The following is a 26675-nucleotide window of genomic DNA, read 5'->3' as shown; positions in this document are numbered from 1 at the left end:
GCTCCCGAATTGGTGCGCGGTCGCGGGCCCGCTCTTGCCCGTCCCGATATGGGCGAGCTAGCTTCCGGCCTTCCTCTGGCATCTTCGAAGAGCGGTGATGATCGCGCGTTGGACGAGGGGCGCTCTGGCTGCGATCGGTCTCTGCGTAGTGCCTGCGCTGGCCATCGCGCAGGACGATCTCGACGGTGCCTCGGTGAGCATGTCGCTGCAGGTGACGACCGATCCCTCCACCATCGAGTGCCGTCGGCTGGAAACGGTCAATCCGGCCTCGCTGGTCTTCTTGCCGCTACGCCGGACCTTCAACGAGGATTTTGACGAGCATCCGCTGGCGAACGGACGCTGGGTGCCGCATTACGCTGGCGGTGCGGCCTGGCCGGAGGCGCGCTATTGGGGTGGCGACGGCTCCGAGTTCAAGCGCAAGACCAGCGCCAATGGCGAGCAACAGATCTATGTCGATCCGCGCTACGCCGGGCGCGCGGCGGCGCCGCTCGGGCTCGATCCCTTCAAGGTCAAGGACGGCGTGCTGTCGATCGTCGCCAGCCGTACGCCGCCGGAATTGAAACCGGCGCTGTTCGACAACGAGTACATCTCCGGGATACTGACGACCCAGGGCACGTTCGCGCAGAAGCACGGCTATTTCGAGATCCGCGCCAAGGTGCCGGTCGGGCACGCGGTGTGGCCGGCGTTCTGGATGCTGGCGGATGACGGCGGCTGGCCGCCGGAGGTCGACGTGCTGGAAGGCCGCGGCGAAAAGCCGGGTGATCTCGTGATGACGACGCATTGGCGGATTCCCTCGACCCAGAAGATCCAGTCCTGCGGCTTCGACTTCGCGGTCGGCGACGCGTCGAGCACATTCCACACTTACGGTGTGCTGTGGGAGGAGGATCGCCTGGTCTATTTCATCGACCGCAGGCCGGTGTCCGACATCAAGGTCCCGATCGGTTTCGACGATCCCATGTACATGATCGTCAATCTCGCGATCGGATCGAAATTCTTTCTCGGCGTCGGACCGGTCGACGCGGAGTCGCCGCCTACCGTCGCATTCGAGATCGACCGGATTTCCGTCTATCAGATCGATCTGGAGCAGGCGCGCAGATAGCGACGCTCGCTGATCTCTCCCGGCGTTGAGCGGCGCGAGTCAACGATGGACTGCCGCGGGCCTGCGCGCCGACGCTACGGATCCAGCTCCGTATCCCAGTAGAGGTAGTCCAGCCAGCTGTCGTGCAGATAGTTCGGTGGGAACAGCCGGCCGTTACGGTGGAGCTGGTGCACGGTCGGCGCGAACGCGTGCTGGCGTGGAAACATCTTGGCTTGCACCGGCGTCAGATTGCCCTTGCGCAGATTGCAGGGCGAGCACGCCGCGACCACATTCTCCCAGGTGGTCTGGCCGCCTTTGCTGCGCGGGATGATATGGTCGAAGGTGAGGTCTTCGGGCGAGCCGCAATATTGGCAGGCGAAACGATCGCGCAGGAAGACGTTGAATCGGGTGAAGGCAGGGTGGGTGGTCGGCTTGACGAAGGATTTGAGCGAGACGACGCTCGGCAGCTGCATTTGCAGCGTGGGACTATGGACCGCCTGATCGTAATGCGCGACGATGTTGACGCGGTCGAGGAATACCGCCTTGATCGCGTCCTGCCACGACCACAAAGACAGTGGGTAGTAACTCAGCGGCCGGAAGTCCGCATTCAGCACCAACACCGGCCAATGGCCTTGCGAGACATGTGCGTTCAAGTAACGCTCCTGGCCTCCAATGTACGCTGCGAAGCAGCACGTAACTCACATACTACATGCAGCGTGACGGGATTGTGAAGCCCGGTGAGCGACTTATTCCGGCGCAAGCAATGCGGCCGGGGGGTGGCAAAGCGCGCAAAACGCCGTGATTTCCAGGTCCGAGGCGGTGGGCAGCGTCGTTCTGACAGCGCGACGTCGATGTGCCGAGGCAGCTACTCCCGCACCCGCTCCAGCTTCTGAAGACATCGCGTCGCGCGCACCGCGGCCGGCATCTCCTCATCCGGAAAGCTGGTCTTCCAGTCGGTGACGCCGACCTCGCCGACATAGATGTCGCCCCTGGAATCCAGTGCAATGCCGTGCGGCGCCAGGAATTTTCCGCTCGCAACGCCCGGGCCTGCCTCGCCGCCGAGCCGCGCGATGCGGTTGCCCTTGGCGTCCACGATCGAGAGCCGCGGGCCGAGATTGGGCACCTTGCGGTTGACCGCGAGGCCGGGGCCGAGTTCCCCGATAACGAAGGTCGGGCTCTTAGGCCCACCGCAGCAGCATAGCGCACAAGGGCGGTGCAGATTGTTCCATTGCGTCTCGTACTTGCCGTCGCCGTCGAACACCTGCACGCGGTGGTTCTCGCGGTCGGCGACATAGACAAAGCCGTCGGCATCGGTGGCGATGTTGTGCACGATGTTGAACTGGCCGGGATCGGTGCCAGGCTCGCCCCAGCTCGTCATCAGTTTGCCGCCGGGCGTGAACTTGTGCACGCGCGCATTGCCATAGCCGTCGGAGACGTAGATTTCGCCCTTGGGCGACAGTGCGGTGTGGGTACAGCGGTGGAACGGATCGCCGCTCATGAACGGCGACGGTTTCTCGGGGATGCCGATCGTCAGCAGCACCTTGCCGTCGGTGGTGCATTTGCGCACGGTGTGGTCGCCGTCATCGGTGCAATAGAGATTGTCGTCGGCATCGATGTGCAGGCCATGGGCGCGCGAGAACAGGCCTTCGCCCCAACTCCGGAGAAAATTGCCCTCGCGGTCCAGCACGACCATCGGATGGGCACCGCGATTGAAGACGTAGACGCGGTCCTTGCTGTCGACCGCGACCGAGGCGACGTCGGTGAGCTGCCATCCGTCCGGCAGCTTTGCGAAGTCTTCAACGACGCGGTAGCGGTGCTCGCCGGTGCCGAGAATGGCTGGCATGGGTGTTCTCCTCTTATTCATGTCGGCAATGCGCGATCGTCTCCACACTGTCATTGCGAGCGCAGCGAAGCAATCCAGTCTGTCTCCGGGGAAAGACGCTGGATTGCTTCGCTGCGCTCGCAATGACGAGGAGGCTCAAATTGCGCCCGCCTCACGCCCCAAAATCCCTTCCTCGATCGCCTTGATCTGGAGCGCGAGATATTTCGAGTTGATCCGGCATTGCGCGAGGCTGCCGGCGATGAACCAGAGGCCGGGCTGTCTGGTGCGCACGTACATGTTACGCAGCTCGAGGCCGTCGCCAAAGCCCCAGATCGGGCCGACCCGGTCGGCGACGCCGTCGCCGAACAGTTTCCGCACCAAATATTCCTGTGTCTTGTAACCGGTCGAAAGCACGATCAATTCGGCCGGAAGGATCGTGCCGTCCTTCATCCGGACGCCCTCGGTGATGAAGCCCTCGATGTCGGAAAACTGCCTGAGCTTGATCGCGCCCTCGACGATGAGGTTGGAGCAGCCGACATTGAAATAATAGCCGCCGCCACGGGTGAGATATTTGAACTGCCAGCCGGTGCCGGCCTCGCCGAAATCGAGCTTGAAGCCGACGCGCCGCAATCCCTCGAGCAGCTCCTTGTCGAGCTGCTTCGACTGCTCCGTCAGCATCACATGGGTCTTCTTCGCCAGCGGCGTCGGCATCGAGGTGGCGATCAGATCATTGTCCTCGAGCGTGCCCTCATTGTAGGTGGCATAAGCGAGTTGTGCCGACGGCTCGATATTGGTGACGAGCGTAGGTGAACGCTGCACCAGCGTTACGTCGGCGCCGCTGGAGTGAAGATCCTGCGCGATGTCGTGACCACTATTGCCGGTGCCGATGACGATGGCGCGTTTGCCTGTCCAGGTCTCGCCGTCCTCGTAGCGGCTCGAATGCAGCAGCGTGCCCTTGAAGTTATCGAGGGTTGGGATGACAGGCACATTGGCGATGCCGCTGACGCCGGTCGCCATTACCACATGGCGCGGGCGCATGGTCCGTTTGCCACCGTCGGCGCCTCGCAATGTGACGGTCCAATTGCCATTGGCATCGTCATAGGCGCCGCCTTCGAATTCGGTGCCGGTCCAGAAGTTCAGCTCCATCGCCTCGACATAAGCCTCGAACCAGTTGGCGAGTTTGTCCTTGGGAATATAGGTCGGCCAGCTCGGAGGGAACGGCATGTAAGGCATGTGATTGACCTGCACCTGGTTGTGCAGGGTTAGCGCATGATAGCGCTTGCGCCAATTGTCCCCGATCCGTGTCTCGCGATCGACGATCAGGGTGTCGATCTTCAACTGCTTCAGCCGCGCGGCAATCGCGAGCCCGGCCTGGCCGCCGCCGACCACCAGCACGGTGGGATCGCGATCGGCGTAGTCGCGCGAGGCGTTGCGCAGGTCGAGCCAGTTCGGTCCGCGGAAGTCGCGCGAATAGGCATGGCCGCGCGGCCGCGAGGTGCCGAGCTGCTCCTCGAAGCCCTTGAGCTCGTCGAGCGCGGTGAGGAGCGTCCACGCTTTCAGGCGATCGCCGTCGGCGGCGTCGGGTACGAGCCGGACGATGCCGCTACCGCGGCCGATTGCGGTCTCGAAATTGAAGATGGCTTCGATATTATTGGTGCCGGCACGCGTGACCCAGCGCGGTCGCGCCCGGTTCGGCGCGATCTTGAAGCTGCCCGGCGCGACGCCTGCGGCGAGCGTTGTCAGCTCCTGCTTGATCGAGTCGCCGCCGGCGATCGTTTGCAGGTTCCAGCTGAGTGCCAGCACGTCGCGCCAATAGCTGTAGGCGAGGAAAAGACGATCCAGCCCAGCGCCATCAGGTGCGACAAGCGTGCGCTCAAATTCGTCGAGCCAGGCTTGCGCGAATGCGGCAATGTCCTTCGTCCTGTCCAGCATGCGACCTCGTGCCGTCTTCGCGGCGTTTCCTCTGGGGTCGAACGCTATACTGTTTCGCAGCCGGCCAATAGCCGATTACCCGAGCAGTGAGAACATGTGCCCCTGCTTCAGCGGAATGCGCCCGTTGAGAGAGACCTGCGGCACCCTCATGGTGTTCGAGGAGGGCACGCGAAAAAGGCTCCACCTTGGTGGAGCCTCCCTCGCGCTCTTGGCATTCACAGCCGCTCGCGTAGCGGCGAGCGGAACATCCCTACCTACCCCGCACCCCAGTGCCGTACAGCTCGCGCTCACGGCCGACATCGTCAGGCGACAAGGGCGGGCTTGCGGCATCGAAGCCGTTCCAGCCGGACTTCTGCCAGGCGGTGCTGCGTTCCTGCAGGTTCACGGCCTTCTCGTGCAAAAGGGCATCGAGACGTGTGCGGTCCTGGTGGGGTACCCGCGCCGATACCAGCGTTCCGCCGCGACGGACGCCTTCCGCGTAGCGCGACGCATCGTCCTTGGAGACGCCGGCTTCGGTCAGCGCGCCAACGATGCCGCCCGTCGCGGCGCCGGCCGCGGCACCAACTGCGGTCGAAGCCAGCCATCCGGCGGCAACCACCGGTCCGAGTCCCGGAATAGCCAGCAAGCCGAGTCCTGCAAGCAGGCCCGCCGCGCTGCCGAGGCCAGCGCCGATCCCGGCGCCCGTGCCGGCACCTTCGGCGCGATCGTCGACGCCGTCGCGATCGCGGTCGACCTTGCCGGTGGAGGAGCCGTACCAATTATCGGAATTGTTCGCGACGATGCTGATGTCGGAGTGCGGCACGCCCGCGGCCTCCAGACGCCTGACCGCACGTTCCGCATCCGAATAGGTGTCATAAAGTCGAGAAATGGTGGTGGTCATGTTTTATCCTCCTTACTTGGCGGGGTTCACGTTGCCCTGGAAATCGACGCTCACGTCCGCCTTGGTCCCGGCCTTGTCGGCCTTGCCGCGCCAGACGCCATTGTCGTCCTTTTGCAGGCCGGAAACATTGGAATAGCCCGCGCCCTCGATCTTCGACTTCGCCTGTCCCTCGGTGAAGCTGTTGCGGCCTGCGACGGGTGCGTTTGAGTTGTTATGATCAGAGCTGTTGACGGCGTTGTTGCCCGGGGCGCTTTGTGCCTTTTGCGACTGCGCGCTTACGGGCATTGATCCGAGCAGCAGGACAGCCGCAGCGAGCGAAATTAGACGTGACATAGTTTATCCTCCGGCAGTGATTGTGCCGGTCGACAACAGACGAGATTCGAATTGGTTGCGGTTGCTCGGAAATCGAAGCGCGTGGATTCAACGTTCGCGAATTCTCAAGACTCCAGGAACGATTGCCGCTCTTTCCCGTTTATGCAGACTGCACTTTTGCCTGAGAAGTTCGTATTTCGAAAAGCTCGGCTGCATCGATCATGGGCCAAAGTGAGCTCCCGGCTCACGTGGCCCAATAGGACTCCCGCAGCTTGCGTTTGAAAATCTTTCCCGTTGCCTCGCGGGGCAGCGCGTCGCGGAATTCGACGTCCTTGGGCACCTTGAAATTGGCAAGCCGCTCGCGCAGGAACGATCGGACAGCGTCGGCCGAGAGCTCGGCATCCGCTTCAGGCTCGACAAAGGCGCACAGCCGTTCGCCGAATTCCGCGTCGGGGATGCCGAACACGGCACAGTCGCGCACGCCGGGCATTCCGATCAGCACGTTCTCGATCTCGGCGGGATAGATGTTGACGCCGCCGGAGATCACCATGTCGCGCTTGCGATCGCACAGGAACAGATAGCCGTCCGCGTCGAGGTAACCGACGTCGCCGACGCTGACGAGGCCGTCACGGCCGGCCTCGGCCCTTGCCTGCGACCTGCCGTGGTAGTCGAAATCGGGCACCGCCGTCTGGCGCATGTAGATTTCGCCGACTTCGTTGGCACCGCACGGGCTGCCGTCGTCGCGGAAGATCCTGACGATGCCGCCCTCGATGGCACGGCCGACCGTGCCGGGCTTCTTCAGTGCTTCCTCGGCCGAGTGCCACACCGGGATCCCGGTCTCCGTGGAGCCGAAATATTCGTTGATGACCGGTCCCCACCAGTCGATCATGGCGCGCTTGACGTCCGGCGGGCAGGGCGCGGCGCCGTGCACGACGAAGCGCAGCGACGACAGGTCGTAACTCTGCCTGACCGCTTCGGGCAACCGCAGCAGCCGGACGAACATGGTCGGTACCATGTGAATGTGCGTGACGCGGTGGCGCTCGATCAGCGCCAGCAGCTCCTCGGCATCGAACCGCGCCTGGAGGATGATGGTGCAAGCGCTGCGGAACGCCAGCATGCCGTAAGAATGCGGCGCCGAGTGATACATCGGCCCGTTGATCAGCACGATTTGGTCTTCGCGCGGCTTGATGCCATAGGCGATCCCGCCCACGCGTTCCGAGGCGGCCGCCTGTTCGGGCTGCATCGGCATGCGCCGCACACCCTTCGGCATGCCCGTGGTGCCCGATGTATAGATCATCGCTGCGGCCCGCCGCGGCGGCTCCTGCGCTTGCGGATGGTCGTCGCGCCAGCGGTCCCAATCGGTCAGTCCCACCGGGATCTCGGTCAGCTCCCGAGGGATCGAGAAGGTCGCCGCGAGTTCGGGCGGCGTCGCAACGACCAGGAGAAGGACATCCGCCGGTATGCCGTCGCGGATCTGCGGCAGCAAATCGGCATGGCAGACCAGGATCTTCGCCCCGCTGTCGGCCAGGATGTAACGCACCTCCTCGGCTTTGAGGTGCCAGTTGATCGGCACCACCGGACTGCCCAGCGCGGCGGAAGCGGCAACCACCTCGAACAGGGCGAAATCGTTGCGCAGCATCATCGCGACCGGCGCTGCCTCCGCAAGCCCGAGGGCGCGGAAGCCGCTCATCGCCCGCCTGATCCGGGCCCGGATGTCGTCATAGCTGATCTGGCGTTCGCCGCTGATGATCATGGCGTCTCCTCATCCCGCTCGTCTAGCGATCATCCAGCACGTCGCCGAAGCCGACCCAGCTCTTGCCGTTGAAGCGCCGGAGCTGAAGCTGCTGGAACGGTAGATAGTCGTCGGGGCCGGTCGCAACAGCCATTCCCGGCAGCAGCAGCGGCAGCTTCACATCCTTCAACGAGGCCGCCTGGCGCATGATGTTGTCGCGGCTGATATCATCCTTGCACGCGTTGAGCACCGTCATCAGCAGCGTGGCATAGTGATAGCCCGCGGCGTAGTTGGAGTTGGAGAGGTCCGCGGTCGGCATGTAGCGCTTCATGAAGGCGAAATATTCCTTCACGCCGGGATCGTCGGCCCATTGTGGGTCCATCGTGTCCTTCTGGTTGCTGGACGAGATCAGGCCGACCGCGTTGTCGAGCCCTGCCGGTTCCAGGAAAGAGATCGACGACGCCGAGGTCGGCACGAAGAACAGCTCCGGCTTCCAGCCGATCTCGGCCACGCCCTTGACCATCTGCGAGGTGAACTTGCCGAGCACGACGCCGAACAGCACGTTGGCGCCCGAGGCCTTCAAGGTCGAGAGCTGCGAGCTGATCGTCGGCGCGCTGGTCTCGTAGCTCGCTTCCGCGATGATCATGCTTGCGGCCTTGGTCCCGAGCGCGCGTTTGAACCCCGCGACATAGTCGCGGCCGAAATCGTCGTTCTGCGAGAGGATCGCGATCTTGGCGTCGGGCTTGGCCTGCAAAATGTATTTGGCATAGACCACGCCCTCGGATTCGTAGGCCGCCATGCCCGGCATGGTCCACGGGTTCTTCTGCGGATCGGCCCATTTGGTGGCGCCGGAGAGCACGAACAGCTGCGGCACTTTCTTGGCGTTGAGATAGCGCTGCACGGCGCTGTTGGTGGCGGTGCCGAGCGAGCCGAACATCATCAGCACCTCCTCTTGCTCCACCAGCTTGCGGGTCTGCTCAACGGTCTTCGGCGGCGAGTAGGCGTCGTCCAGCGTGATGAACTTGACCTTGCGGCCGTTGATGCCGCCTTCGGCATTGACCTTCTCGAAGAACGCTTCCTGCGTCCGTCCGATCGCGCCGAAGCCAGACGCCGGACCGCTGTAGGGCAGGGTCTGCCCGATGCGAATCTCGTCGCTGCCTTCGGCATGAGCACTGCCGCCCGCGAGCGTCAGCAACGACATGCCGATCAGTGCGGCTGCCAGCTTCATGGTGTCCTCCCGTTTTATTGTCGGTCCGAGCCCTTAGGCGCTGACGCGCATCAGGAAATCCTGTCGGGCCTGGTCGAACTCCCGTTTCATCCGATCGACGAGCTCGGCGACCGGCGGCGCGTCTGCGATCTGGCCGATACCCTGGCCCGAGCCCCAGATGTCGCGCCACGCCTTGGACTTCATGTTGCCACCGGATCCGAAGTTCATCTTCGTCTTGTCGGCGGCCGGCAGATTGTCCGGATCGAGCCCGGCCGCGGCGATCGAAGGCCCGAGATAGTTGCCGTGCACGCCGGTGAAGAGGTTGGTGTAGACGATGTCGTGTGCGGCGTGCTGTGTCAGGGCGGACTTGTAGGCTTCGTCGGCATTGGCTTCCTTCGTCGCGATGAAGCGCGTGCCCATATAGGCGAGGTCGGCGCCCAGCGTCAGCGCGGAGGCAATTGCGAAGCCGTCGCTGATTGCGCCCGACAGCAGAATCGCGCCGTCGAACCATTGCTTGACTTCACGTACCAGCGCGAAAGGCGAGAGCGTTCCTGCATGTCCTCCAGCGCCTGCGCAGACCAGGATCAGGCCGTCGACACCTTGCTCGGCGGCCTTGCGCGCGTGCTTGACGTTGATGACGTCGTGGAACACGAGGCCGCCGTAGGAATGTGCGGCCTCGACGAGCTCGGCGGGCGGTCGCAGCGAGGTGATGATGATGGGCGCCCTGTGCTTCACACAGGTCTCCATGTCCTTCATCAGCCGGTCGTTGGAGGCGTGGCAGATCTGGTTGACGGCGTAGGGTGCGACCTTCTTGCCGGGATTGCGCGATTTGTATTCACCGAGTTCGTCCTCGATGCGGCTCAGCCACTCGTCGAGCTTTTCCACCGGACGGGCATTGAGCGCCGGAAACGAGCCGACGATGCCGGCCTTGCACTGGGCGATCACCAGCTCAGGGCCCGAGACGAGGAAGAGCGGCGAGCCGACCACGGGCAGCTCGAGCGAATCCTTCAAGAGAGCGGGCAGCGCCATGATGTCCTCCCGGAAACGCAGTCCGCCGGCAGGCGGATGACGAGGCGTTTCCCTGTTGATCGTCGCGGGCGAGTTGCCGCCCATGTTTCATTTCACGCCATTATAGGGGTTGGAGTGCGGCCTCCCATCGTTCAATATTGAACGAACGACTATTCAGATTTGAACAGAGGCCGCTCATGGACTGGGACCTTTGCAAGACCTTCGTCGCGGTCGCTGATACCGGCAGCTTCACCGGCGCGGCGCGCCGGCTGCACAGCAGCCATCCCACCGTCAGCCGCAAGATCGCGGCGCTGGAAGCCCAGCTCGGCACCAGGCTGGTGGCACGCGCCGCCGATGGCTTGGCGCTCACCGCGGATGGACGGACGCTGCGCGAGCACGCTGAAGCGATGGCGGCGGCCGCGCTGAGGGCCGAGACGGCAGTCTCGGCCGGAGGGCATAAGGCGCGCGGAACCGTCAAGCTGTCGATCGGCGCGACGCTGGCGTCGCATTGGCTGATGCCGTGCCTGCCTGCTTTCCTGCGCGCGCATGATCACGTCCAGCTCGAGATCATCACCCATCCGTTTCCGGCGAGCGTGCGCCGGCGCGAGGCGGACGTGGTGCTGCGGCCCTTCGACAGCGGCGAGGAAAATCTGGTCGGCCGCAAGATCGGCCGTCTCGGCACCGGGTTCTACGCCTCGCGGGACTACGCCGGCGGGCGGTCCTTGCCGGAACGGCGCGGCGAGTGGAAGGGGCACAGCGTCATCGGTTTCGCCGATCAGACCTCCAACGTCCAGCTTGCGCGATGGAGCGACGTCGTCACGCGTCAGGCCAGGGTGGTGATGCGCTGCTCGTCGCAGGGCGACATGCTGGCGGCAGTCCGCGCCGGACTCGGAATCTCCGCCCTGTCGTGTTTTGTCGCCGAAAGCTATCCCGATCTCGTGCGTGTCGCGCCGCAGAAGCTCGCCAGCGTGGCGGACCTGTGGCTGCTCGCCCATCCCGACCTCGTCGAGCTGCCGGCGGTGCGGGCCGTCATCGACTTCGTCGCCGATTGCGCCCGGACCGATCGCGTCAGGCTGCGGGGCTAGAGCGTTTTCGAGCGAAGTGGACACCGGTTCGCGTCAAGAAAACGCGTCAAAACAAAATAGAGCCCAGTTCCGATTCCATCGGAACGGAACTGGCTCTAGGTTGATCCCGCGATGACGCCCTCACGTTTTTTCACCGCGCGATAATAGCTCCACCACAGATGCGCCGCCGCGCCGCGCAGGGGGCGCCAGGGTTCGGCGAGCGGCGCCATCTGCTTCTCCGTCGGCCGCGCCTGCAAGCCGAGCCCGATGCGGATGCCTTCCTGCACGGCGAGGTCGCCGGCCGGCCAAGCGTCGCCATGGCCCAGGCAAAACAGCAGATAGACGTCCGCGGTCCACGGTCCGATGCCGGGCAGCGCGATCAGCGTGTGATGCGCGGCATCGGCGTCTTCTTCTGCGAGCACGTCGAGGTTCAGCCGCTGTGCGGTGATCTCGCGCGCGAGATGTTTCAGCGTCTTGATCTTGGCGGCGGACAGGCCGAGCCGCCCCAGCCGGTCGGTGCGGGCGCGGCGGATCGCCTCGTGGTCGAACGGATCGAACGCGGCGGACAGCCGTCCCCAGATCGCTGCGGCGCTTGCTGTGGAGAGCTGCTGCCCGCAGACGATATGGGCAAGCCCCGCAAAGCCCGGCTCGCGCCGCCGCAACCCCGGCATGCCGGCGATTGCGAGCACCGGCTTGAGCCGCGGATCACGCTTGACCAGTGCGTGGACGGCCTCTTCGAGATCGGATTGGGTTTCGAGGTGGATGGTCATCGCTTGCTCAACTTGTCATGCGCGGACTTGACCCGCGCTTCCATCTCCTATCGTAACAGAGTGTTGGAGATGGATGATCGGGTAAGTCCGGCCATGACGAGATTTGTGCATATGTCGCCACCCGTTTTCCGATTTGCTCCCAGTCCGAACGGCTACCTGCACCTCGGCCACGCCTATTCCGCGCTGTTGAATTCCGACCGCGCGCGCGAGACCGGTGGGCGGCTATTGCTGCGGATCGAGGACATCGACGCGACGCGTTGCCGGCCGGAATATGAGACAGCGATCTACGAAGACCTCGCCTGGCTCGCCATCGCCTGGGAGACGCCGGTGCGGCGGCAGTCGGAGCATCTCGACGCTTATCGCGCGGCGCTGGACAGGCTCTCGGCGCTCGGCCTGGTCTATCCCGCCTTCGAAAGCCGCGCCGAGATCGCAAGGCTGGTTGCGGCGCGTGAAGCGGATGGGCCGTGGCCTCGCGATCCCGACGGCGCGCCGCTCTATCCCGGCGACGCAAGATTGCTGTCCGCCGACGAGCGCGACCGCCTTATCGACACCGGCGCGCCTTATGCGCTTCGGCTCGACATGGCGGCGGCCTGCCGCCGCGCCGCCGGCCTGAGCTGGAACGAACTGGGCGAGGGGCCCGATGGTGAGCGTGGCGTCGTCCCGGCGCGGCCAGAAGCCTGGGGCGACGTCATTCTGGCCCGCAAGGAGACGCCGACCAGTTATCATCTGTCCGTCGTTGTCGACGATGCGCTCCAGGACATCAGCGAGATTGTGCGGGGCCAGGACCTGTTCCACGCCACCTCGGTCCACCGTCTGCTGCAGGTTCTGCTCCGCCTGCCCGAACCCGTCTACCGCCACCATGGGCTACTTCGCGACGAGGGCGGCCGGAAACTGTCGAAATCAACCAGCTCGACTGGCCTTCGTGAGCTGCGCGCTGCCGGCGCCACGCCGCCCGGTATCCGCCAGTTGGTGGGATTAGATTAAGTTTCTCTGGGGGTTAGCCAAACGCCGCCGTGACTCCGGGTGTTCCGCCGTGCCATGCTCACCTGACGGCCCGGGGTTCGAAGGGGATACTTCGAAGGGGAGTTATGGCGGCGAAAACGCGCGCAGCGCGCACTACGGGGACGTCCAAGCGAGTGGCTCGGAAGCGCTCCGGGCCGACTGCCCGGTTGCGCAAGCGCAGCACCAAGCGGGTCGAGCCGGACGTCGTCCAGGCCGCGCTTGCCGCCTTTGCCCATGAGGTCCGCACCCCCCTGACCGGCATTCTCGCGATCAGCGACCTGCTCGCGACTTCGGATCTCGGGGAACGGGAAAGACGCTGGGCCGACACGATCAAGGCCGGGGCCGAGCATCTGGCGAACCTTGCCACCCTGTTCGTCGATGCCGCCCGAAGTGGCAAGGGGACCGGAAAGACGGTCGGGGGTGGAAGCTCGCTGCGGCAGGATTTGTTCGACCTGCGGACGCTCGCCCGCAACGCCGGCGATTCGCTGGCCGGTCGCGCCGCGGCCAAGGGCCTCCAGGCCGAGGTCAATATCTCGGAGAAGCTGCCGGGGCTGGTGGTCGGTGATCCCGTCCGCCTGCGCGCGGCGCTCGAGAACCTGATCGACAATGCCGTGAAGTTCACCGAGCACGGCGGCGTGGCGCTCACGGTCGCGCCTTGGCGTTCCGGCAAGAGCAACAGCAAGGGCAACACCAAGAGCAAAGGCAAAGCAAAGAGCAAAGGCAGCGTCGGTGTCGCCTTCGCGGTGTCCGACAGCGGCATCGGCCTCACCATGGCCGAGATCAAGCGGCTGTTCCGGCCGTTTACCCAGGCCAATGTGACCATTGCCTCGCGCTTCGGCGGCGCCGGCCTGGGCCTGTCCTCGGTGAAGCAGTTGGCGCGCGCGATGGGCGGCGATATCACGGTCGCCCCTCGGCCCGGCGGCGGCGCCACCTTTACGTTGACGGTGTCGGTGGATGCCACGGGATCGGGCAAGTCCCGCAAGTCGAAGGGCGAAGCCGAGATGGATGCGGTCCCGGCGCTGCGCTTGCTCAGCGTCGAGGACAATCCGTTCGGCCGCGTCGTGCTCAACACCATCCTGACCGAGCTCGGCCATCATGCCGAGTTCATCGGGCGCGGCGAGGACGCGGTAAACCGGCTCGCGCAGGGCGCCTTCGACGCGGTGCTGATGGATATGGTGCTGCCGGGCATCAATGGCGTCGAGGCGATCAGGCGGATCCGCACCATGGCGACGCCGCTGGCTCAGATCCCCATCATCGGGGTGTCCGGCCGCGGCGAAGACGAAGTCGCCTCACGCGAGGCCGGCGCCGACGCATTTCTGGTCAAGCCTGTGTCTCCGCGGGCGCTAGCGACTGCGCTGCTTGCAGCGACACGCCGTGAGGAAGCCGCGACTTGATGATCGCGGCATTGAGCTCGCCGCCGAAAACGAAGATCGCGGCGATGAAGTACAGGAACACCAGCGCGATGATCACCGAGGCGAGCCCCGCATACATCGTCACGTAATTGTTGGCGAAGCGTGCCAGATATTGCCCGAACACGATGCCGGATATCAGCGACGCCACGATGGTGAAGACGATGCCGGGCAGGATCTGGAGGAACCGGCGCCGTCCCGCCGGCAGCCAGGTATGCAGGATGATGAGCGCCACCACCAACGCGCCGACGGTGATGCCGTAGCGCAGCCAGGTGAGGATCCTCTCGTTGGATTCAACGAACAGGGGAATGTGGGCGCGCGCGGCCTCGATGAGCAGCGGCCCGAGCACGATCAGGAATGCCATGGCGAGCGCGGTGAAGGCCGCAATCAGCGTGTAGGCGATCGATTCCAGCCGTAGCCAGTACCAGGGCCGCATCTCCACGACCGCATAGGCGCGGTTCAGTGCGACCCGCAGCGCCTCGACGCCGTTGGAGGCGAAGTAGACCGACAGCACCGCGCCGATGGTGAATAGGCCGGTGCGGGTCGTGGTCAGCACGTCGTGGACTTCCCCCGAGATCGAATCCGCGACCTGCTTGGGCCAGACCTGGAGCATCAGGCTTGCAGCCTGGTCCGCGAGTTCCTTGGAGCCGAAGAAGCCGGCGAGCGAGGTCAGCACGATCAGGAACGGGAACAGCGCCATCAGCGTCGACAGAGCGATGTGGCTCGCGATCGCCCAGCCATCGTCGGCCAGGAACGTGTAGAACGCGTCCATCGCGACGACGTAGATGGCACGGATTGCCTTCACGCACCACCTGCACTGCTGTTGTCGTTTCCTCTTCCCGCGCGGGGGAAACGCATTCCGACCTCTCGCCGCAGGCGGGGAGAGGCGAAGAGGATGGGCAATTCGCGCAAATCCAGATTCATCCAGCTAGCTTCTGATATTATTGGCTTAAAAGCCAGATCGGGAACGCCATGGCGGACCGGCGCGGAGGGTGTTATTTACCCTCGAATGGCATCTCTTCTGAGTACTTTCATCCTGCCGATCGCGGTCGGCGCCGTGGCGTTGGTGCTGCTGCTAGGTCTCATCAACATGATGCGCGGCGGCTCGCCCAGCACCTCGCAGAAGCTGATGCGCTGGCGCGTGCTGCTTCAGTTCGTGGCGATCGTCATCGCGATGGTCGCCGTGTGGGCGATGGGGCGTTAACATGGTCGTGCTCAACCGCATCTATACGAAAACCGGTGACGACGGCACGACAGCGCTCGGCTCGGGCGAGCGCCGGCCGAAATACGATCTGCGCATCGAGGCCTATGGCACGGTCGACGAGACCAATGCCGCGATCGGCGTGGTCCGGCTTCACACCAGGGATGCGCCCGAGCTCGACGCGATGCTTGGCCGCATCCAGAACGATCTATTCGACCTCGGCGCGGACCTCGCGGTGCCCGAACGTGAGGGCAAGGCGGAGCGGCTGCGGGTGGTGGCGAGCCAGGTCGAGCGGCTCGAGCGCGACATCGACGCGCTCAACGACAAGCTGGCGCCCCTGACCTCCTTTGTGTTGCCGGGCGGCACGCCGGCCGCCGCCTACCTCCATGTCGCCCGTACGATTTGCCGCAGGGCGGAACGCATAATGGTGGAACTGGCGGCCCGGCCGGAAGAGCCTGTTGGTATCGCTGGCATCCAGTATATGAATCGCCTGTCAGACTTCCTGTTCGTGGCCAGCCGCGCCGCCAACGATGACGGCGCCGGCGACGTGCTCTGGGTTCCGGGCCAGAATCGCTGACCCATTAGGCGGCGCATTTCTGAGCGCCAAAATTAGACCCCTTCGCGCGTTGACCGGGCCGGATCAGGCCTTTAGGTTCCGCGCCAGTTGATAAATCCCCTCCCAGATTGAGTGAAAGAGGATCGATGAAGGTCTTGGTGCCGGTAAAGCGGGTGGTCGATTACAACGTCAAGGTCCGCGTCAAGAGCGATGGATCGGGCGTTGAACTCGCCAATGTCAAAATGTCGATGAACCCGTTCGACGAAATTGCGGTCGAAGAAGCGCTGCGCCTGAAGGAAGCCGGCAAGGCGACCGAAGTCGTGGTGGTCTCCATCGGACCGGCGCAGGCGTCGGAGACGATCCGCACCGGTCTCGCCATGGGCGCCGACCGTGGCATCCTGGTGAAGGCAGAGGGCGCCGTCGAGCCGCTCGCCGTCGCCAAGATCCTGAAGAAGATTGCGGACGAAGAGCAGCCGGGCCTGATCATTCTCGGCAAGCAGGCAATCGACGACGACAGCAATCAGACCGGCCAGATGCTGGCCGCGCTGCTCGGCTGGTCGCAGGCGACCTTCGCCTCGAAGCTCGAGGTCGAAGGCAGCGACTTCAAGGTCACCCGCGAAGTCGACGGCGGCTTGCAGACCGTGAAGCTGAAGGGACCGGCAATCGTCACCACCGATCTCCGTCTCAACGAGCCGCGCTATGCCTCCCTGCCCAATATCATGAAGGCCAAAAAGAAGCCGATCGCAGACAAGACCGCCGCCGATTACGGCGTCGATCTCACCGCGCGCCTCGAGGTTCTCAAGACGACCGAGCCGGCGGGCCGCAAGGCGGGCGTCAAGGTCAAGGACGTCGCCGAGCTGGTGTCGAAACTCAAGAACGAAGCCGGGGTGCTCTGATGACGACGCTTCTGATTGCCGAACACGACAATGCGTCGCTCAAGGATGCGACCAACAAGGCCCTGACCGCGGCGGCCGCGCTCGGCGCGGACGTCGAGGTTCTGGTGGCCGGCGAGAACGCCAAGGCCGCGGCGGACGCAGCCGCAAAGCTTGCCGGTGTGAAGAAGGTGCTGCTCGCCGACGGCGCGCTTTACGCGCACGATCTGGCGGAGCCACTGGCCGCGCTGATCGTCTCGCTGGCGCCGTCCTATGACGCCATCGTCGCGCCCGCGACCTCGCGCTTCAAGAACGTGATGCCGCGCGTCGCGGCCCTGCTCGACGTCATGCAGGTCTCGGAGATCACCAAGGTGGTCGCCCCCGACACCTATGAGCGTCCGATCTACGCCGGCAATGCCATCCAGACGGTGAAGTCGAAGGACGCCAAGAAGGTTATCACGGTGCGCACCTCTACCTTTGCCGCAGCCGGCGAAGGCGGCAGCGCGTCGGTCGAGAGCGTCGCGGCGGCGGCGGATCCGGGCCTATCGTCCTTTGTCGGCGAGGAAGTCGCAAAGAGCGACCGTCCCGAGCTGACCTCGGCCAAAATCATCGTCTCCGGTGGCCGCGCCATGCAGAGCCGCGAGAACTTCGCAAAGTACATCGAGCCGCTCGCCGACAAGCTCGGCGCCGGCGTCGGCGCTTCGCGCGCGGCAGTGGATGCGGGCTATGCGCCGAACGACTGGCAGGTCGGCCAGACCGGCAAGGTCGTAGCGCCCGAGCTCTATGTCGCGGTCGGCATTTCCGGCGCGATCCAGCATCTGGCCGGCATGAAGGACTCCAAGGTGATCGTCGCGATCAACAAGGACGAGGACGCGCCGATCTTCCAGGTTGCCGATTACGGCCTGGTCGCCGACCTCTACCAGGCGGTTCCGGAGCTGACGGCCGAACTCGGCAAGCTCGGCAAGTAAAACGCGCTAAAACACCGGCCGGAGCTATAAACTCCGGCCGGTGTTGCTTTTTGAGGCGTTTTCTTTGGCGCGGGACACGCCTTCGAAGCGATCCAATCTAGGTTTCGAGGCCGGGTTCTGATTAAATCAGACCTCCCGGCTCAGGGGGATAGGCAGGCGCGGTTGATAGCGCGCCGTTCCGGTGGATGACATTATGGCGGCAGTAATCAAGAAGGTCGGCGTGATCGGCGCGGGGCAGATGGGCAATGGCATCGCGCATGTCGCTGCGTTGGCCGGCTTCGACGTGGTGCTCAACGACATTTCGACCGACCGCCTCAAGTCAGGCATGGCCACGATCAACGGCAATTTGGCGCGCCAGGTCTCCAAGAAGGCCGTCAGCGAGGACGACAAAGCCAAGGCGATGGCGCGTATCGTGGCCGGCGAGAAGCTGGACGACCTCGCGGACTGCGATCTCGTGATCGAGACCGCGGTTGAGAAGGAAGAGGTCAAGCGCAAGATTTTCCATGATCTCTGCGCCGTGTTGAAGCCGGAGGCGATCGTTGCCTCCGATACCTCCTCGATCTCGATCACGCGGCTCGCCGCCGCCACCGACCGGCCCGAACGCTTCATCGGCATTCACTTCATGAATCCGGTGCCGCTGATGGAGCTGGTGGAGCTGATCCGCGGCATCGCCACCGACGACCAGACCTTCGAGGCGTCAAAGGAATTCGTCGGCAAGCTCGGCAAGCAGGTCGCGGTCTCCGAGGATTTCCCGGCCTTCATCGTCAACCGCATCCTGCTGCCGATGATCAACGAGGCGATTTACACGCTGTACGAAGGCGTGGGCAACGTCGAGGCGATCGACGCGGCGATGAAGCTCGGGGCGCACCATCCGATGGGCCCGCTGGAGCTCGCCGATTTCATCGGCCTCGATACCTGCCTGTCGATCATGCAGGTGCTGCATGAGGGCCTCGCGGACTCCAAGTACCGCCCGTGCCCGCTACTGGTGAAATACGTCGAGGCGGGCTGGCTCGGTCGCAAGACCCAGCGCGGTTTTTACGACTACCGCGGCGCCAAGCCGGTTCCAACGCGCTGATCCGCTTCGTGACAATTCATGTCCCGTTAACCGCTCGCATCTAGGTTACGCGCGGTACGAGGGTTTGCGTAATGGACATGATGGCGATGGTCAGCAGCATGCTGGCCTCTCAGCAAGGCGCGCTGCAGTCGAATATCTCGGCGACGCTGATGAAGCAGAACGCGGATGCGGAGAAATCCACCGTCCTGACGCTGCTCGGCGCCGGACAGCCATCGCTCGCCAATGTCGGCGCCGGCGTAGGCGGCAACATCAACGTCACCGCCTAAAACATCATCGCTTAGAACGACGCGGCGGCTTTGCCCGTCGCAGCCCGGATCAGCTTGAGCGCATCCTCGCTCGCCCATTCCGCCGGCCCCGCGATCGTCGCGATCTCGCAGCCTTGGGGATCGACCAGCACCGAGGTGGGCATGCCCAAGGCTCGGCCTATCGCCTTAAGATCCTGAAAAACCTTGGCTTTTTGGTCGTTGAAATAGCCGAGCCTGATAAGATTGGCCTCTTTCAGGAACGTCTTGGGCTTCTCGGGGTCGCGGGTGTCGATATTGATCGCCAGCACCTCGAAATTCGGACCTGAAAGCTTGCCCTGGAGCTCGTCCAGCGCCGGCATTTCCTTGCGACAGGGCACGCACCAGGTGGCCCAGAGGTTCACCAGCAGCGTCTTGCCGCGGAAATCCGACAGCTTCTTCGGCTTGCCGTCGGCGTCCTCGAAGGCCAGGTCCGGCAGCTTTAGCGGTGCCGTTGCCATGGTCAGCGCCGCCACCTCGCCATGGGCGAGCGGGGCGATCTTCTGTGCGGTGTTCACCGCCGCACGGCAGGCGGGATCGCCGGAGGGGGCCCGGCCAAGGCCGAGCCCGTACAGCGCGGCAAAGCCAGCCAGGCCCCCGACCACGACGGTAGCGATGACGACGGGGATGCGGCGCGTGGCCGACCCTGCTTTCGTTTGGTCGAGCCTGTCGTTGGGGTCGAGCATATCGTTTGTCATCCGGTCGCAGATATGGCTATCAGAGGCCTCTTAATACGGCTGGCAGCCGTCAGCAAACGTGTGGCGGCGACAGGCAAGGCGTGAGCAGGGGATCATGAGCAACAAGATGTGGGGCGGCCGGTTCTCGGAACGTCCCGACGAGATCATGGAAGAGATCAACGTCTCCATCGACGTCGATCGGCACCTCTTTGCCCAGGACATTGCCGCGTCCAAGGCCCACGCCGCGATGCTGGCCGCACAGGGCATCATCACGGCCTCTGATGCGAAAAATATCGGCAAGGGTCTAGACACGATTTTGTCAGAGATCGGCAAGGGCACCTTCGAATTCAAGCGCGCGCTCGAGGACATTCACATGAATGTCGAGAGCCGCCTGTCCGAGCTGATCGGCCCTGCCGCCGGCCGCCTGCACACCGCGCGCTCGCGCAATGACCAGGTCGCGACTGATTTCCGTCTCTATGTCCGCGATGTTCTCGATGAGACCGACGCCGCGCTCGCCGCATTCCAACGGGCGCTGGTGGAGCGCGCGCTGGTGCATGCCGGGACGGTCATGCCCGGCTTCACGCACCTGCAGACCGCGCAGCCGGTGACCTTCGGCCACCATCTGCTCGCCTATGTCGAGATGGCCGCGCGCGATCGCGGCCGTTTCCAGGACGCGCGCAAGCGGCTGAACGAATCCCCGCTCGGAGCTGCAGCGCTCGCCGGTACCTCGTTCCCGATCGATCGTCACGCCACGGCGAAGGCGCTCGGTTTTGATCGTCCGATGGCCAACTCGCTCGATGCGGTTTCCGATCGCGACTTCGTGCTGGAGACGCTGTCGGCGGCCTCGATCTGCGCCGTGCACATGTCGCGCTTTGCCGAGGAGATCGTGATCTGGACCTCGCCGCTGGTCGCCATGATCCGCCTCAGCGACAAGTTCACCTCGGGATCCTCGATCATGCCGCAGAAGCGCAATCCCGACGCCGCCGAGCTGGTGCGCGCCAAGACCGGCCGCGTCATTGGCGCGCTCAACGGCCTGCTGATCGTGATGAAGGGCCTGCCGCTCGCCTATCAAAAGGACATGCAGGAGGACAAGCAGGGCGCCATGGAAGGCTTCGCCGCGCTGTCGCTCGCGATCCGCGCCATGACCGGCATGGTCCGGGATCTCGTACCTGATGAAGCGAAGATGAAGCTTGCTGCAGGCGAGGGCTACGCCACCGCGACCGATCTTGCCGACTGGCTGGTGCGGACGCTGAAGATGCCGTTCCGCGAGGCCCATCACGTCACCGGCCGCATCGTCGCGAAAGCCGCCGAGGGCGGCGTGGCGCTGCACGAGCTCCCGCTCAAGGAGATGCAGGCGATCGAGCCGAAGGTTACGAAAGACGTGCTTGGCGTGCTCTCGGTCGAATCGTCGGTCAAGAGCCGGACCAGCTTCGGCGGCACCGCGCCGAAGAACGTGGCGGCGCAGGCCAAGGCCTGGCTGAGGCGGCTGGAAAAAGAGCGAAAATTGGGCTGAGGGCAAAATTTCGCTTATGTTTCATGGTCATCCGGGTCTCGCCAGAGCGCGCCAATCTCTGTATGGTGCGCCGCGCGTAGTGGGGATTTCGTCGTGACGTCAAAGTTTCGCCCGGCCGGCTCGGGGTGGGCCATCATTGTCTTGAGCCTGACGGCGCTCGCGCTGGCTGGCTGTGGCCGCAAGGGCCCGCTGGATCTGCCGCCGACCGCTTCGAGCGCGTCCACAGCCAACGTCGCACCGCCGACCGACACCGAGGCCGAAACCCAGAGGACGCCGAGCGTGTTCAATCCCACCTATGGCGCGGACGCCGCACCGGCGGCGACCAAGGGCAGGAAGAAACCGTTTATCCTCGACCCGCTGCTGGACGAAAGACCCAGCCGATAGGCTGGGGCAACTGAGCCAACGCCATGAACCATTTTGACTATCGCAACGGCGTGCTGCACGCCGAGGCAGTGAACCTGTCCGAGCTGGCTGCAACCGTCGGCACGCCGTTCTATTGCTATTCGACCGCGACGCTCGAGCGGCACTATCGCGTTTTCACGGACGCCTTCGCCGGGGAGAAGGTGCTGGTCTGCTACGCCATGAAGGCGAATTCCAACCAGTCGGTGCTGCGGACACTGGCCAGGCTCGGGGCCGGCGCGGACGTGGTCTCCGGCGGCGAATTGAAGCGCGCGCTGGCCGCCGGCATTCCCGCAAACAAGATCCTGTTCTCCGGCGTCGGCAAGACGGAAGACGAGCTGCGCACCGCGCTGGCCGCCGACATCCTCTGCCTCAACGTCGAATCCGAGCCGGAGCTCGAGCTGCTGTCGCGCGTTGCGACCGAGACGGGCAAGACCGCGCGGATCTCGATCCGTGTCAATCCCGACGTCGATGCCGGGACGCACGCAAAGATCTCGACCGGCAAGTCCGAGAACAAGTTCGGCATCCCGATCGCGCATGCCCGCGAGGTCTATGCCCGCGCCGCGAAGCTGCCGGGCATCGAGGTCACAGGCACCGACGTGCATATCGGCAGCCAGATCACCGACCTCGCCAAGATGGAGATCGCGTTCCGGATCCTCTCCGAATTCGTGCAGACGCTCCGCGCCGACGGCCACAACATCTCGCATGTGGATTTCGGTGGCGGTCTCGGCATTCCCTATTACATGGACCGCGAAGCGCCGCCGGCGCCCGATGCGTATGCCGCGATGGTCAAGCGCGTCAGCCACAATCTCGGCTGCACGCTGATGTTCGAGCCAGGCCGCATGATCGTCGGCAATGCCGGCATCCTGGTCGCCAAGGTGATCTATGTGAAGCACGGTGACGGCAAGAATTTCGTCATCATCGACGCCGCGATGAACGATCTGATCCGTCCGACGCTGTATGAGGCCCATCACGACATTCTGCCGGTGACGCAGCCTGCGAAGGGAGCCGCGACCATCATGGCCGACGTCGTCGGCCCGGTCTGCGAGACCGGCGACTACCTCGCGCTGGATCGCACGCTGCCGACGCCAAAGCCCGGCGACCTCATCGCCATCATGACCGCCGGCGCTTATGGCGCAGTGCAGGCCGGCACCTACAATACGAGACCGCTCGTGCCCGAAGTGCTGGTAAAGGGCGACCAGTACGCGGTCGTGCGTCCGCGCATCGAGGTCGAGCAATTGATCGCGATGGATGCGCCGGCGCCGTGGCTGTGAGGCTGTGATTGTCCACGATGAGCGCAGCTACCGCTGCGCCCATCGCTGCATTGACCCCTACTTCTTGAACCGGTCCCTTATCGCGGCGAGGCCGGAATCATAGACGCCGCCGAGGGCATCGACCGCTTCCTTCTCCCGCCCCGGGTCGGGCGTGTAGGTGCCGGTCCATGTCACCACCGACGCGCCTTCACCCTTTGCCATGACCTTGATGGTCGACTTGTACTGGCTCACCGGCAGTGGGCTCGACAGGAACGCGTAGGAATAGCTGTAGTCTTTGTCGTTCCGCGCAGTCTGCGTCTCCACGAACGAAGCCTTGCCGTCCCTGGTGACGAGCGTCCGGGTTGGCGGCGACTTGCCGTCCACAATGCACTGCCCCACCGGCGGCAGCCAATCCTTGATCGCGCAGAACGGCCCGATGACGGACCACACCTCGGCCGCAGCACTGCTGACCTCGATGCTCCTCGTCAGATTGGCTGCGGACGCCGGCATGACGCCGACGCCCAGGCCGAGGGTGCAAATCGCGGCGCTGCGAACCGAAACGAGCAATCTGGAAGCCGCTGAATCGTATTTCTTCATGGTAATCTCCTGTGTCCGGCGGGCCGCGATTGCGGCGGCCGGCTTGCCAATGCCGGTCGAATAGACGCTCACCACGGTCCGCGGCCAGTTCAGAGAATGAATCGCTGCTGATACAGAAACTGAACTAGGAAGCCGCGCGCCGCGGCCCTAAGGTTGCGCCTTCGCTTGTCACGGAGGCCCGCATGACCATCGGCAGCTACAGGCAGTTCTGTCCGGTCGCGATGGCGGCCGAGATATTATGCACGCGCTGGACCGTCGTGCTGCTACGTGAACTCATTGCCGGCTCGACGCGCTTCAACGAGCTGCGCCGCGGCGTTCCGCGGATGTCGCCTGCCTTGCTCTCGCAACGTCTAAAGGAGCTCGAAGCCGCCGGCATCGTTACGCGCCGGGCGTCGGCTTCCGAGCGCGGTATCACCGAATATCTGCTGACCACAGCCGGACGCGAACTCGGCCCAATCGTGGAGGCGTTCGGCATCTGGGGCCAGCGCCGCATCGAGTCGGATCTGTCGCTTCAGCATCTCGATGTCCAGCTGTTGATGTGGGACATGCGGCGGAATTTGAACACCACGCCGATGCCGACTCGCCGCAGTGTGCTGCAGTTCGCCTATCCGGAATTGCCTTCGACGCAGCGATTGTGGTGGCTGATCGTCGATCCCGACGACAGTGTCGACCTCTGCTCGATTGATCCCGGTTTCGACGTCGACCTTTACGCGTCGGTTGATCTGCGCACCATGACGGCGATCTGGATGGGACTCGATACCGTGCGCGCGGCCGTCGCAAGCCGGCGGATGCTGCTCACCGGCGACCGGCAGCTTGCCGCAGCCATGCAAAGCTGGCTGGGCCTCAGCCCGTTCGCCAAGGAACGCAAGCTGGCGAGCTGATCCAGGGCGGCGCAATTCAGTATTTGTATCGCCCCGCTACAGTTCCCGTACTGGCGAGCCCGCGCCGTGTTCTGGCACCCAAGTGATGCCCGCCTGTATCAACGCGGAGCTGAACTCGAGCCAGGAGACACGACATGACAGCGTATCTGATCGCGGACATCAAAGTGACTGACGGAAAGTGGGTGCCGGACTACGCCGCGTCCGTCCACGAGCTGGTGCACAAGCATGGCGGCAAGTATCTTTCCCGCAGCGGCAATGTGAAAACCCTTGAAGGTGCCCCTCTCGACACCTCGCTGATCGCGATCATGTCGTTTCCAACGGCGAAGGCAGCAGAGTCCTTCGTCGCTGATCCCGCCTACGGCCGCTTCGCGGCAGCGCGCAGGGGCGGCAGCGAGAGCCGCTTCCAGTTGATCGACGATACCGACTTGGCCGGCACGATCCCCTATCTCGCCAAGGCTTGAACTGCGTCTTCGTCAGATCGATCCAAGGAGGACAGCGCAGCGCCGGTTGTCGGCGCTGCGTTCTCGTGTTGGCGCTAGCTGGGTGGCCTGCCGCCAACCACGACGCCCGCTTTCTTCTCGATCGGCTTGATCGCCGCGGTGAAATCGGACTCGGCGCCTTCTGCGCTGATGACCGTCTCCCACAACCGGCCGACCGCATCCGCGACTTCCATCGACAGGCCGAGCTGCTTCATCTCCTCCAGCGCCAGCCGCACGTCCTTCACCATCAGTCCCGTGGCGAAGCCGAAGTCGAAGCTGCGCGGCAGCACCGAGCGCGGAAACTTGTCGCGGCTCGCGGTGTTCATGCCGGAGCCGGCATTGATGACGTCGATCATCACGGCGGGATCGAGCCCTGCCTTGACGCCCATCACCATCGCTTCCGAGGTCGCCACGATCGCGGTGGCCGACAGGAAGTTGTTGGCGAGCTTCATGGTCTGCGCCGCGCCGGGCTTCTCGCCGATGAAGAACACTTTCCCGATGATGTCGAGCGCGGGCTTGAGCAACTCGAACTCGGTCTTCGGCCCCGAGACCATCACCGCCAGCGTGCCCTTCTCCGCGCCGCCGACCCCGCCGGAGACGGGGCAGTCGATCTGCACGATGTCATGCTTGGCGAGCAGGCCGTGAATCCTCACCGCCATCGCCGAGCCGACGGTGGAGAGATCGATGAAGCGCTTTATGCGGCTTCCCTCGATCACGCCGTTCGGCCCCGTTGCAACCGCGAGCGAGGCCTGCAGCGAGGGCAAGCTCGCCATGACGGTCTCCACCTGGTCGGCGACGTCCTTCGGCGACGTCGCCGCAGTGGCACCGCGCGCCACCAGTCTGTCGACGACCTCCTGGCGCGTGTCGAACACGACGAGCCGGTTGCCGGCCTCGATCAGTCGCCGCGCCATCGGGAAACCCATGTTTCCGAGGCCGATGAATCCGATGTCCATGGTGTTTCCTTGTGTTTGTTATTCGTCGTTGTACCGCGACCCACGAGCCACACACTCGCTGTCGTCCTGGCGAAAGGCCAGGACCCATTACCCCAGGGAGAGGTTGTGGTGCGAAGTGGTAACTCCGAGTCCTCGTAACCACACCTGCCGGTGGCTATGGGTCCTGGCTTTCGCCAGGACGACGTGAAGGAGGGACGTCGCGTCCCCGTCCCTCACGCCGGCACCCCTCACGCCTTGGCGTCGATCTCCGCGAACACCTCGCGTGCGATCCGAAAACTGTCGACGGCTGCCGGCATGCCACCATAGATTGCGACCTGCATCAGGATCTCGCGGATCTCGTCGCGGCTGACGCCGTTGGTGAGTGCGCCCTTCAGATGCGCGCGGAATTCGTGCTGCCGATTGAGAATCGCGATCATCGCGATGTTGAGCATGCTGCGTGTCTTGCGCGGCAGCTCCTCGCGGCCCCAGACCGTGCCCCAGCAATATTCGTTGAGCATCTCCTGGAACGGACGGTTGAAGTCGTCGACGGTCTTCAGGGCGTTGTTGACATAGGCCTCGCCCAGCACCGCTTTGCGAACTTCCAGGCCCTTGTCGTGCATCTTCTTGTCCATGGCGTTTCCTTTGCTTCTCTTGCGTTTTCTTGGCTGGCGGCGCGGAAATTACGGGGTTGCGGCGGGCCAGTCACGTCCTCGTGTTATGCGGGAAAAGGGGTGTCTCCCGTACAGGAACGGATGCCTCAGTGCTGCCGTTGTGG

29 protein-coding genes are annotated in these 26675 nt (G+C 64.3%); 15 read left to right on the top strand and 14 right to left on the bottom strand.

Going from position 1 to position 26675, the window contains the following annotated elements; all coding sequences use genetic code 11:
- Positions 1 to 97 precede the first annotated feature (97 nt).
- Positions 98 to 1099 (top strand): glycoside hydrolase family 16 protein, encoded by a 1002-nt coding sequence (locus AC0L3J_RS13380; RefSeq protein ID WP_473347287.1) that lies wholly within the window; start codon positions 98 to 100, stop codon positions 1097 to 1099.
- A gap of 74 nt (positions 1100 to 1173) precedes the next feature.
- On the opposite strand, the gene AC0L3J_RS13375 is transcribed toward AC0L3J_RS13380, so the two are convergent.
- From AC0L3J_RS13375 to AC0L3J_RS13340, 8 genes are all read right to left on the bottom strand, one after another.
- On the bottom strand, positions 1174 to 1731 hold the full coding sequence (locus AC0L3J_RS13375; RefSeq protein ID WP_007597381.1) for an HNH endonuclease: 558 nt from the start codon (positions 1729 to 1731) through the stop codon (positions 1174 to 1176).
- Between the two features lie 212 nt (positions 1732 to 1943).
- Positions 1944 to 2921, bottom strand: a complete 978-nt coding sequence (locus AC0L3J_RS13370) for a peptidyl-alpha-hydroxyglycine alpha-amidating lyase family protein (RefSeq protein ID WP_473347286.1) — start codon at positions 2919 to 2921, stop codon at positions 1944 to 1946.
- Positions 2922 to 3056: 135 nt separating this feature from the next.
- A complete protein-coding gene (locus AC0L3J_RS13365; protein WP_473347285.1) occupies positions 3057 to 4832 on the bottom strand; it encodes an NAD(P)/FAD-dependent oxidoreductase in 1776 nt (591 codons plus the stop codon).
- Between the two features lie 250 nt (positions 4833 to 5082).
- Entirely contained in the window at positions 5083 to 5712 is a 630-nt protein-coding gene (locus tag AC0L3J_RS13360; protein ID WP_473347284.1) for a hypothetical protein, read from the bottom strand.
- Positions 5713 to 5724: 12 nt separating this feature from the next.
- Positions 5725 to 6045: a hypothetical protein gene (locus AC0L3J_RS13355; protein WP_473347283.1), complete on the bottom strand. Its 321-nt coding sequence runs from the start codon at positions 6043 to 6045 to the stop codon at positions 5725 to 5727.
- Positions 6046 to 6268: 223 nt separating this feature from the next.
- On the bottom strand, positions 6269 to 7777 hold the full coding sequence (locus tag AC0L3J_RS13350) for an acyl-CoA synthetase (RefSeq protein WP_473347282.1): 1509 nt from the start codon (positions 7775 to 7777) through the stop codon (positions 6269 to 6271).
- Positions 7778 to 7799: 22 nt separating this feature from the next.
- Positions 7800 to 8984: an ABC transporter substrate-binding protein gene (locus tag AC0L3J_RS13345; protein WP_473347281.1), complete on the bottom strand. Its 1185-nt coding sequence runs from the start codon at positions 8982 to 8984 to the stop codon at positions 7800 to 7802.
- Between the two features lie 33 nt (positions 8985 to 9017).
- Complete coding sequence (locus tag AC0L3J_RS13340) at positions 9018 to 9992, bottom strand: NAD(P)H-dependent flavin oxidoreductase (protein WP_473347280.1); 975 nt, start codon at positions 9990 to 9992, stop codon at positions 9018 to 9020.
- Between the two features lie 176 nt (positions 9993 to 10168).
- On the opposite strand from AC0L3J_RS13340, the gene AC0L3J_RS13335 reads away from it, so the two are divergent.
- The gene (locus AC0L3J_RS13335; RefSeq protein WP_473289794.1) at positions 10169 to 11056 is read left to right on the top strand and encodes a LysR family transcriptional regulator; all 888 of its coding nucleotides are present in this window, start codon (positions 10169 to 10171) and stop codon (positions 11054 to 11056) included.
- A 95-nt stretch (positions 11057 to 11151) separates the two neighbouring features.
- On the opposite strand, the gene AC0L3J_RS13330 is transcribed toward AC0L3J_RS13335, so the two are convergent.
- The gene (locus AC0L3J_RS13330) at positions 11152 to 11805 is read right to left on the bottom strand and encodes a DNA-3-methyladenine glycosylase family protein (RefSeq protein ID WP_473347279.1); all 654 of its coding nucleotides are present in this window, start codon (positions 11803 to 11805) and stop codon (positions 11152 to 11154) included.
- Between the two features lie 111 nt (positions 11806 to 11916).
- Between AC0L3J_RS13330 and gluQRS the strand changes: the two genes are divergently transcribed.
- Positions 11917 to 12789 carry a tRNA glutamyl-Q(34) synthetase GluQRS gene (gene gluQRS, locus AC0L3J_RS13325; protein WP_473347278.1) on the top strand — a complete coding sequence of 291 codons (873 nt, stop codon included), beginning with the start codon at positions 11917 to 11919 and terminating at the stop codon, positions 12787 to 12789.
- Positions 12790 to 12893: 104 nt separating this feature from the next.
- A complete protein-coding gene (locus AC0L3J_RS13320) occupies positions 12894 to 14201 on the top strand; it encodes an ATP-binding protein (protein ID WP_473347277.1) in 1308 nt (435 codons plus the stop codon).
- Here the strand turns inward: AC0L3J_RS13320 and AC0L3J_RS13315 are convergent.
- Positions 14128 to 15021: a YihY/virulence factor BrkB family protein gene (locus tag AC0L3J_RS13315; protein ID WP_473289803.1), complete on the bottom strand. Its 894-nt coding sequence runs from the start codon at positions 15019 to 15021 to the stop codon at positions 14128 to 14130. The two genes, AC0L3J_RS13320 and AC0L3J_RS13315, sit on opposite strands and share 74 nt — an antisense overlap.
- A 204-nt stretch (positions 15022 to 15225) precedes the next feature.
- Between AC0L3J_RS13315 and AC0L3J_RS13310 the strand changes: the two genes are divergently transcribed.
- From AC0L3J_RS13310 to AC0L3J_RS13285, 6 genes are all read left to right on the top strand, one after another.
- Positions 15226 to 15420, top strand: coding sequence for a twin transmembrane helix small protein (locus AC0L3J_RS13310; protein WP_247427614.1), 195 nt, complete (start codon positions 15226 to 15228; stop codon positions 15418 to 15420).
- Between the two features lies 1 nt (position 15421).
- Entirely contained in the window at positions 15422 to 15994 is a 573-nt protein-coding gene (locus AC0L3J_RS13305) for a cob(I)yrinic acid a,c-diamide adenosyltransferase (RefSeq protein ID WP_473347276.1), read from the top strand.
- A gap of 125 nt (positions 15995 to 16119) precedes the next feature.
- Complete coding sequence (locus AC0L3J_RS13300; protein ID WP_018453239.1) at positions 16120 to 16869, top strand: electron transfer flavoprotein subunit beta/FixA family protein; 750 nt, start codon at positions 16120 to 16122, stop codon at positions 16867 to 16869.
- Positions 16869 to 17813, top strand: a complete 945-nt coding sequence (locus AC0L3J_RS13295; RefSeq protein WP_027514159.1) for an electron transfer flavoprotein subunit alpha/FixB family protein — start codon at positions 16869 to 16871, stop codon at positions 17811 to 17813. Before AC0L3J_RS13300 ends, AC0L3J_RS13295 begins: the two co-directional genes overlap by 1 nt.
- 193 nt (positions 17814 to 18006) lie before the next feature.
- On the top strand, positions 18007 to 18888 hold the full coding sequence (locus AC0L3J_RS13290) for a 3-hydroxybutyryl-CoA dehydrogenase (RefSeq protein WP_456767537.1): 882 nt from the start codon (positions 18007 to 18009) through the stop codon (positions 18886 to 18888).
- 71 nt (positions 18889 to 18959) lie between these two features.
- Positions 18960 to 19154 carry a putative motility protein gene (locus AC0L3J_RS13285; protein ID WP_007597338.1) on the top strand — a complete coding sequence of 65 codons (195 nt, stop codon included), beginning with the start codon at positions 18960 to 18962 and terminating at the stop codon, positions 19152 to 19154.
- 11 nt (positions 19155 to 19165) lie between these two features.
- Here the strand turns inward: AC0L3J_RS13285 and tlpA are convergent, their stop codons facing one another.
- Positions 19166 to 19867: a thiol:disulfide interchange protein TlpA gene (gene tlpA, locus AC0L3J_RS13280; protein WP_473347275.1), complete on the bottom strand. Its 702-nt coding sequence runs from the start codon at positions 19865 to 19867 to the stop codon at positions 19166 to 19168.
- Positions 19868 to 19961: 94 nt separating this feature from the next.
- Here tlpA and argH point away from each other — a divergent pair, with 94 nt between their 5' ends.
- From argH to lysA, 3 genes are all read left to right on the top strand, one after another.
- Positions 19962 to 21359 carry an argininosuccinate lyase gene (argH, locus tag AC0L3J_RS13275; protein ID WP_473347274.1) on the top strand — a complete coding sequence of 466 codons (1398 nt, stop codon included), beginning with the start codon at positions 19962 to 19964 and terminating at the stop codon, positions 21357 to 21359.
- A gap of 93 nt (positions 21360 to 21452) precedes the next feature.
- The gene (lptM, locus tag AC0L3J_RS13270) at positions 21453 to 21743 is read left to right on the top strand and encodes an LPS translocon maturation chaperone LptM (protein ID WP_473347273.1); all 291 of its coding nucleotides are present in this window, start codon (positions 21453 to 21455) and stop codon (positions 21741 to 21743) included.
- Positions 21744 to 21766: 23 nt separating this feature from the next.
- Positions 21767 to 23032 carry a diaminopimelate decarboxylase gene (gene lysA, locus AC0L3J_RS13265; protein WP_473347272.1) on the top strand — a complete coding sequence of 422 codons (1266 nt, stop codon included), beginning with the start codon at positions 21767 to 21769 and terminating at the stop codon, positions 23030 to 23032.
- A gap of 57 nt (positions 23033 to 23089) precedes the next feature.
- On the opposite strand, the gene AC0L3J_RS13260 is transcribed toward lysA, so the two are convergent.
- On the bottom strand, positions 23090 to 23608 hold the full coding sequence (locus AC0L3J_RS13260) for an SRPBCC family protein (RefSeq protein ID WP_473289816.1): 519 nt from the start codon (positions 23606 to 23608) through the stop codon (positions 23090 to 23092).
- 182 nt (positions 23609 to 23790) lie between these two features.
- On the opposite strand from AC0L3J_RS13260, the gene AC0L3J_RS13255 reads away from it, so the two are divergent.
- Both AC0L3J_RS13255 and AC0L3J_RS13250 read left to right on the top strand, forming a co-directional pair.
- The gene (locus AC0L3J_RS13255; RefSeq protein ID WP_456767543.1) at positions 23791 to 24489 is read left to right on the top strand and encodes a winged helix-turn-helix transcriptional regulator; all 699 of its coding nucleotides are present in this window, start codon (positions 23791 to 23793) and stop codon (positions 24487 to 24489) included.
- Between the two features lie 134 nt (positions 24490 to 24623).
- A complete protein-coding gene (locus tag AC0L3J_RS13250) occupies positions 24624 to 24950 on the top strand; it encodes a DUF1330 domain-containing protein (protein ID WP_219680482.1) in 327 nt (108 codons plus the stop codon).
- Positions 24951 to 25024: 74 nt separating this feature from the next.
- On the opposite strand, the gene AC0L3J_RS13245 is transcribed toward AC0L3J_RS13250, so the two are convergent.
- Positions 25025 to 25921 (bottom strand): NAD(P)-dependent oxidoreductase, encoded by an 897-nt coding sequence (locus AC0L3J_RS13245; RefSeq protein WP_473347271.1) that lies wholly within the window; start codon positions 25919 to 25921, stop codon positions 25025 to 25027.
- Positions 25922 to 26148: 227 nt separating this feature from the next.
- The gene (locus AC0L3J_RS13240; RefSeq protein ID WP_007615302.1) at positions 26149 to 26532 is read right to left on the bottom strand and encodes a carboxymuconolactone decarboxylase family protein; all 384 of its coding nucleotides are present in this window, start codon (positions 26530 to 26532) and stop codon (positions 26149 to 26151) included.
- Positions 26533 to 26675 lie beyond the last annotated feature (143 nt).

The sequence above is a fragment of the Bradyrhizobium sp. Kon37 genome, assembly GCF_055807535.1.
Note: the sequence above shows the minus strand (reverse complement) of the source record. Positions and strands in the feature narration are given on the sequence as shown.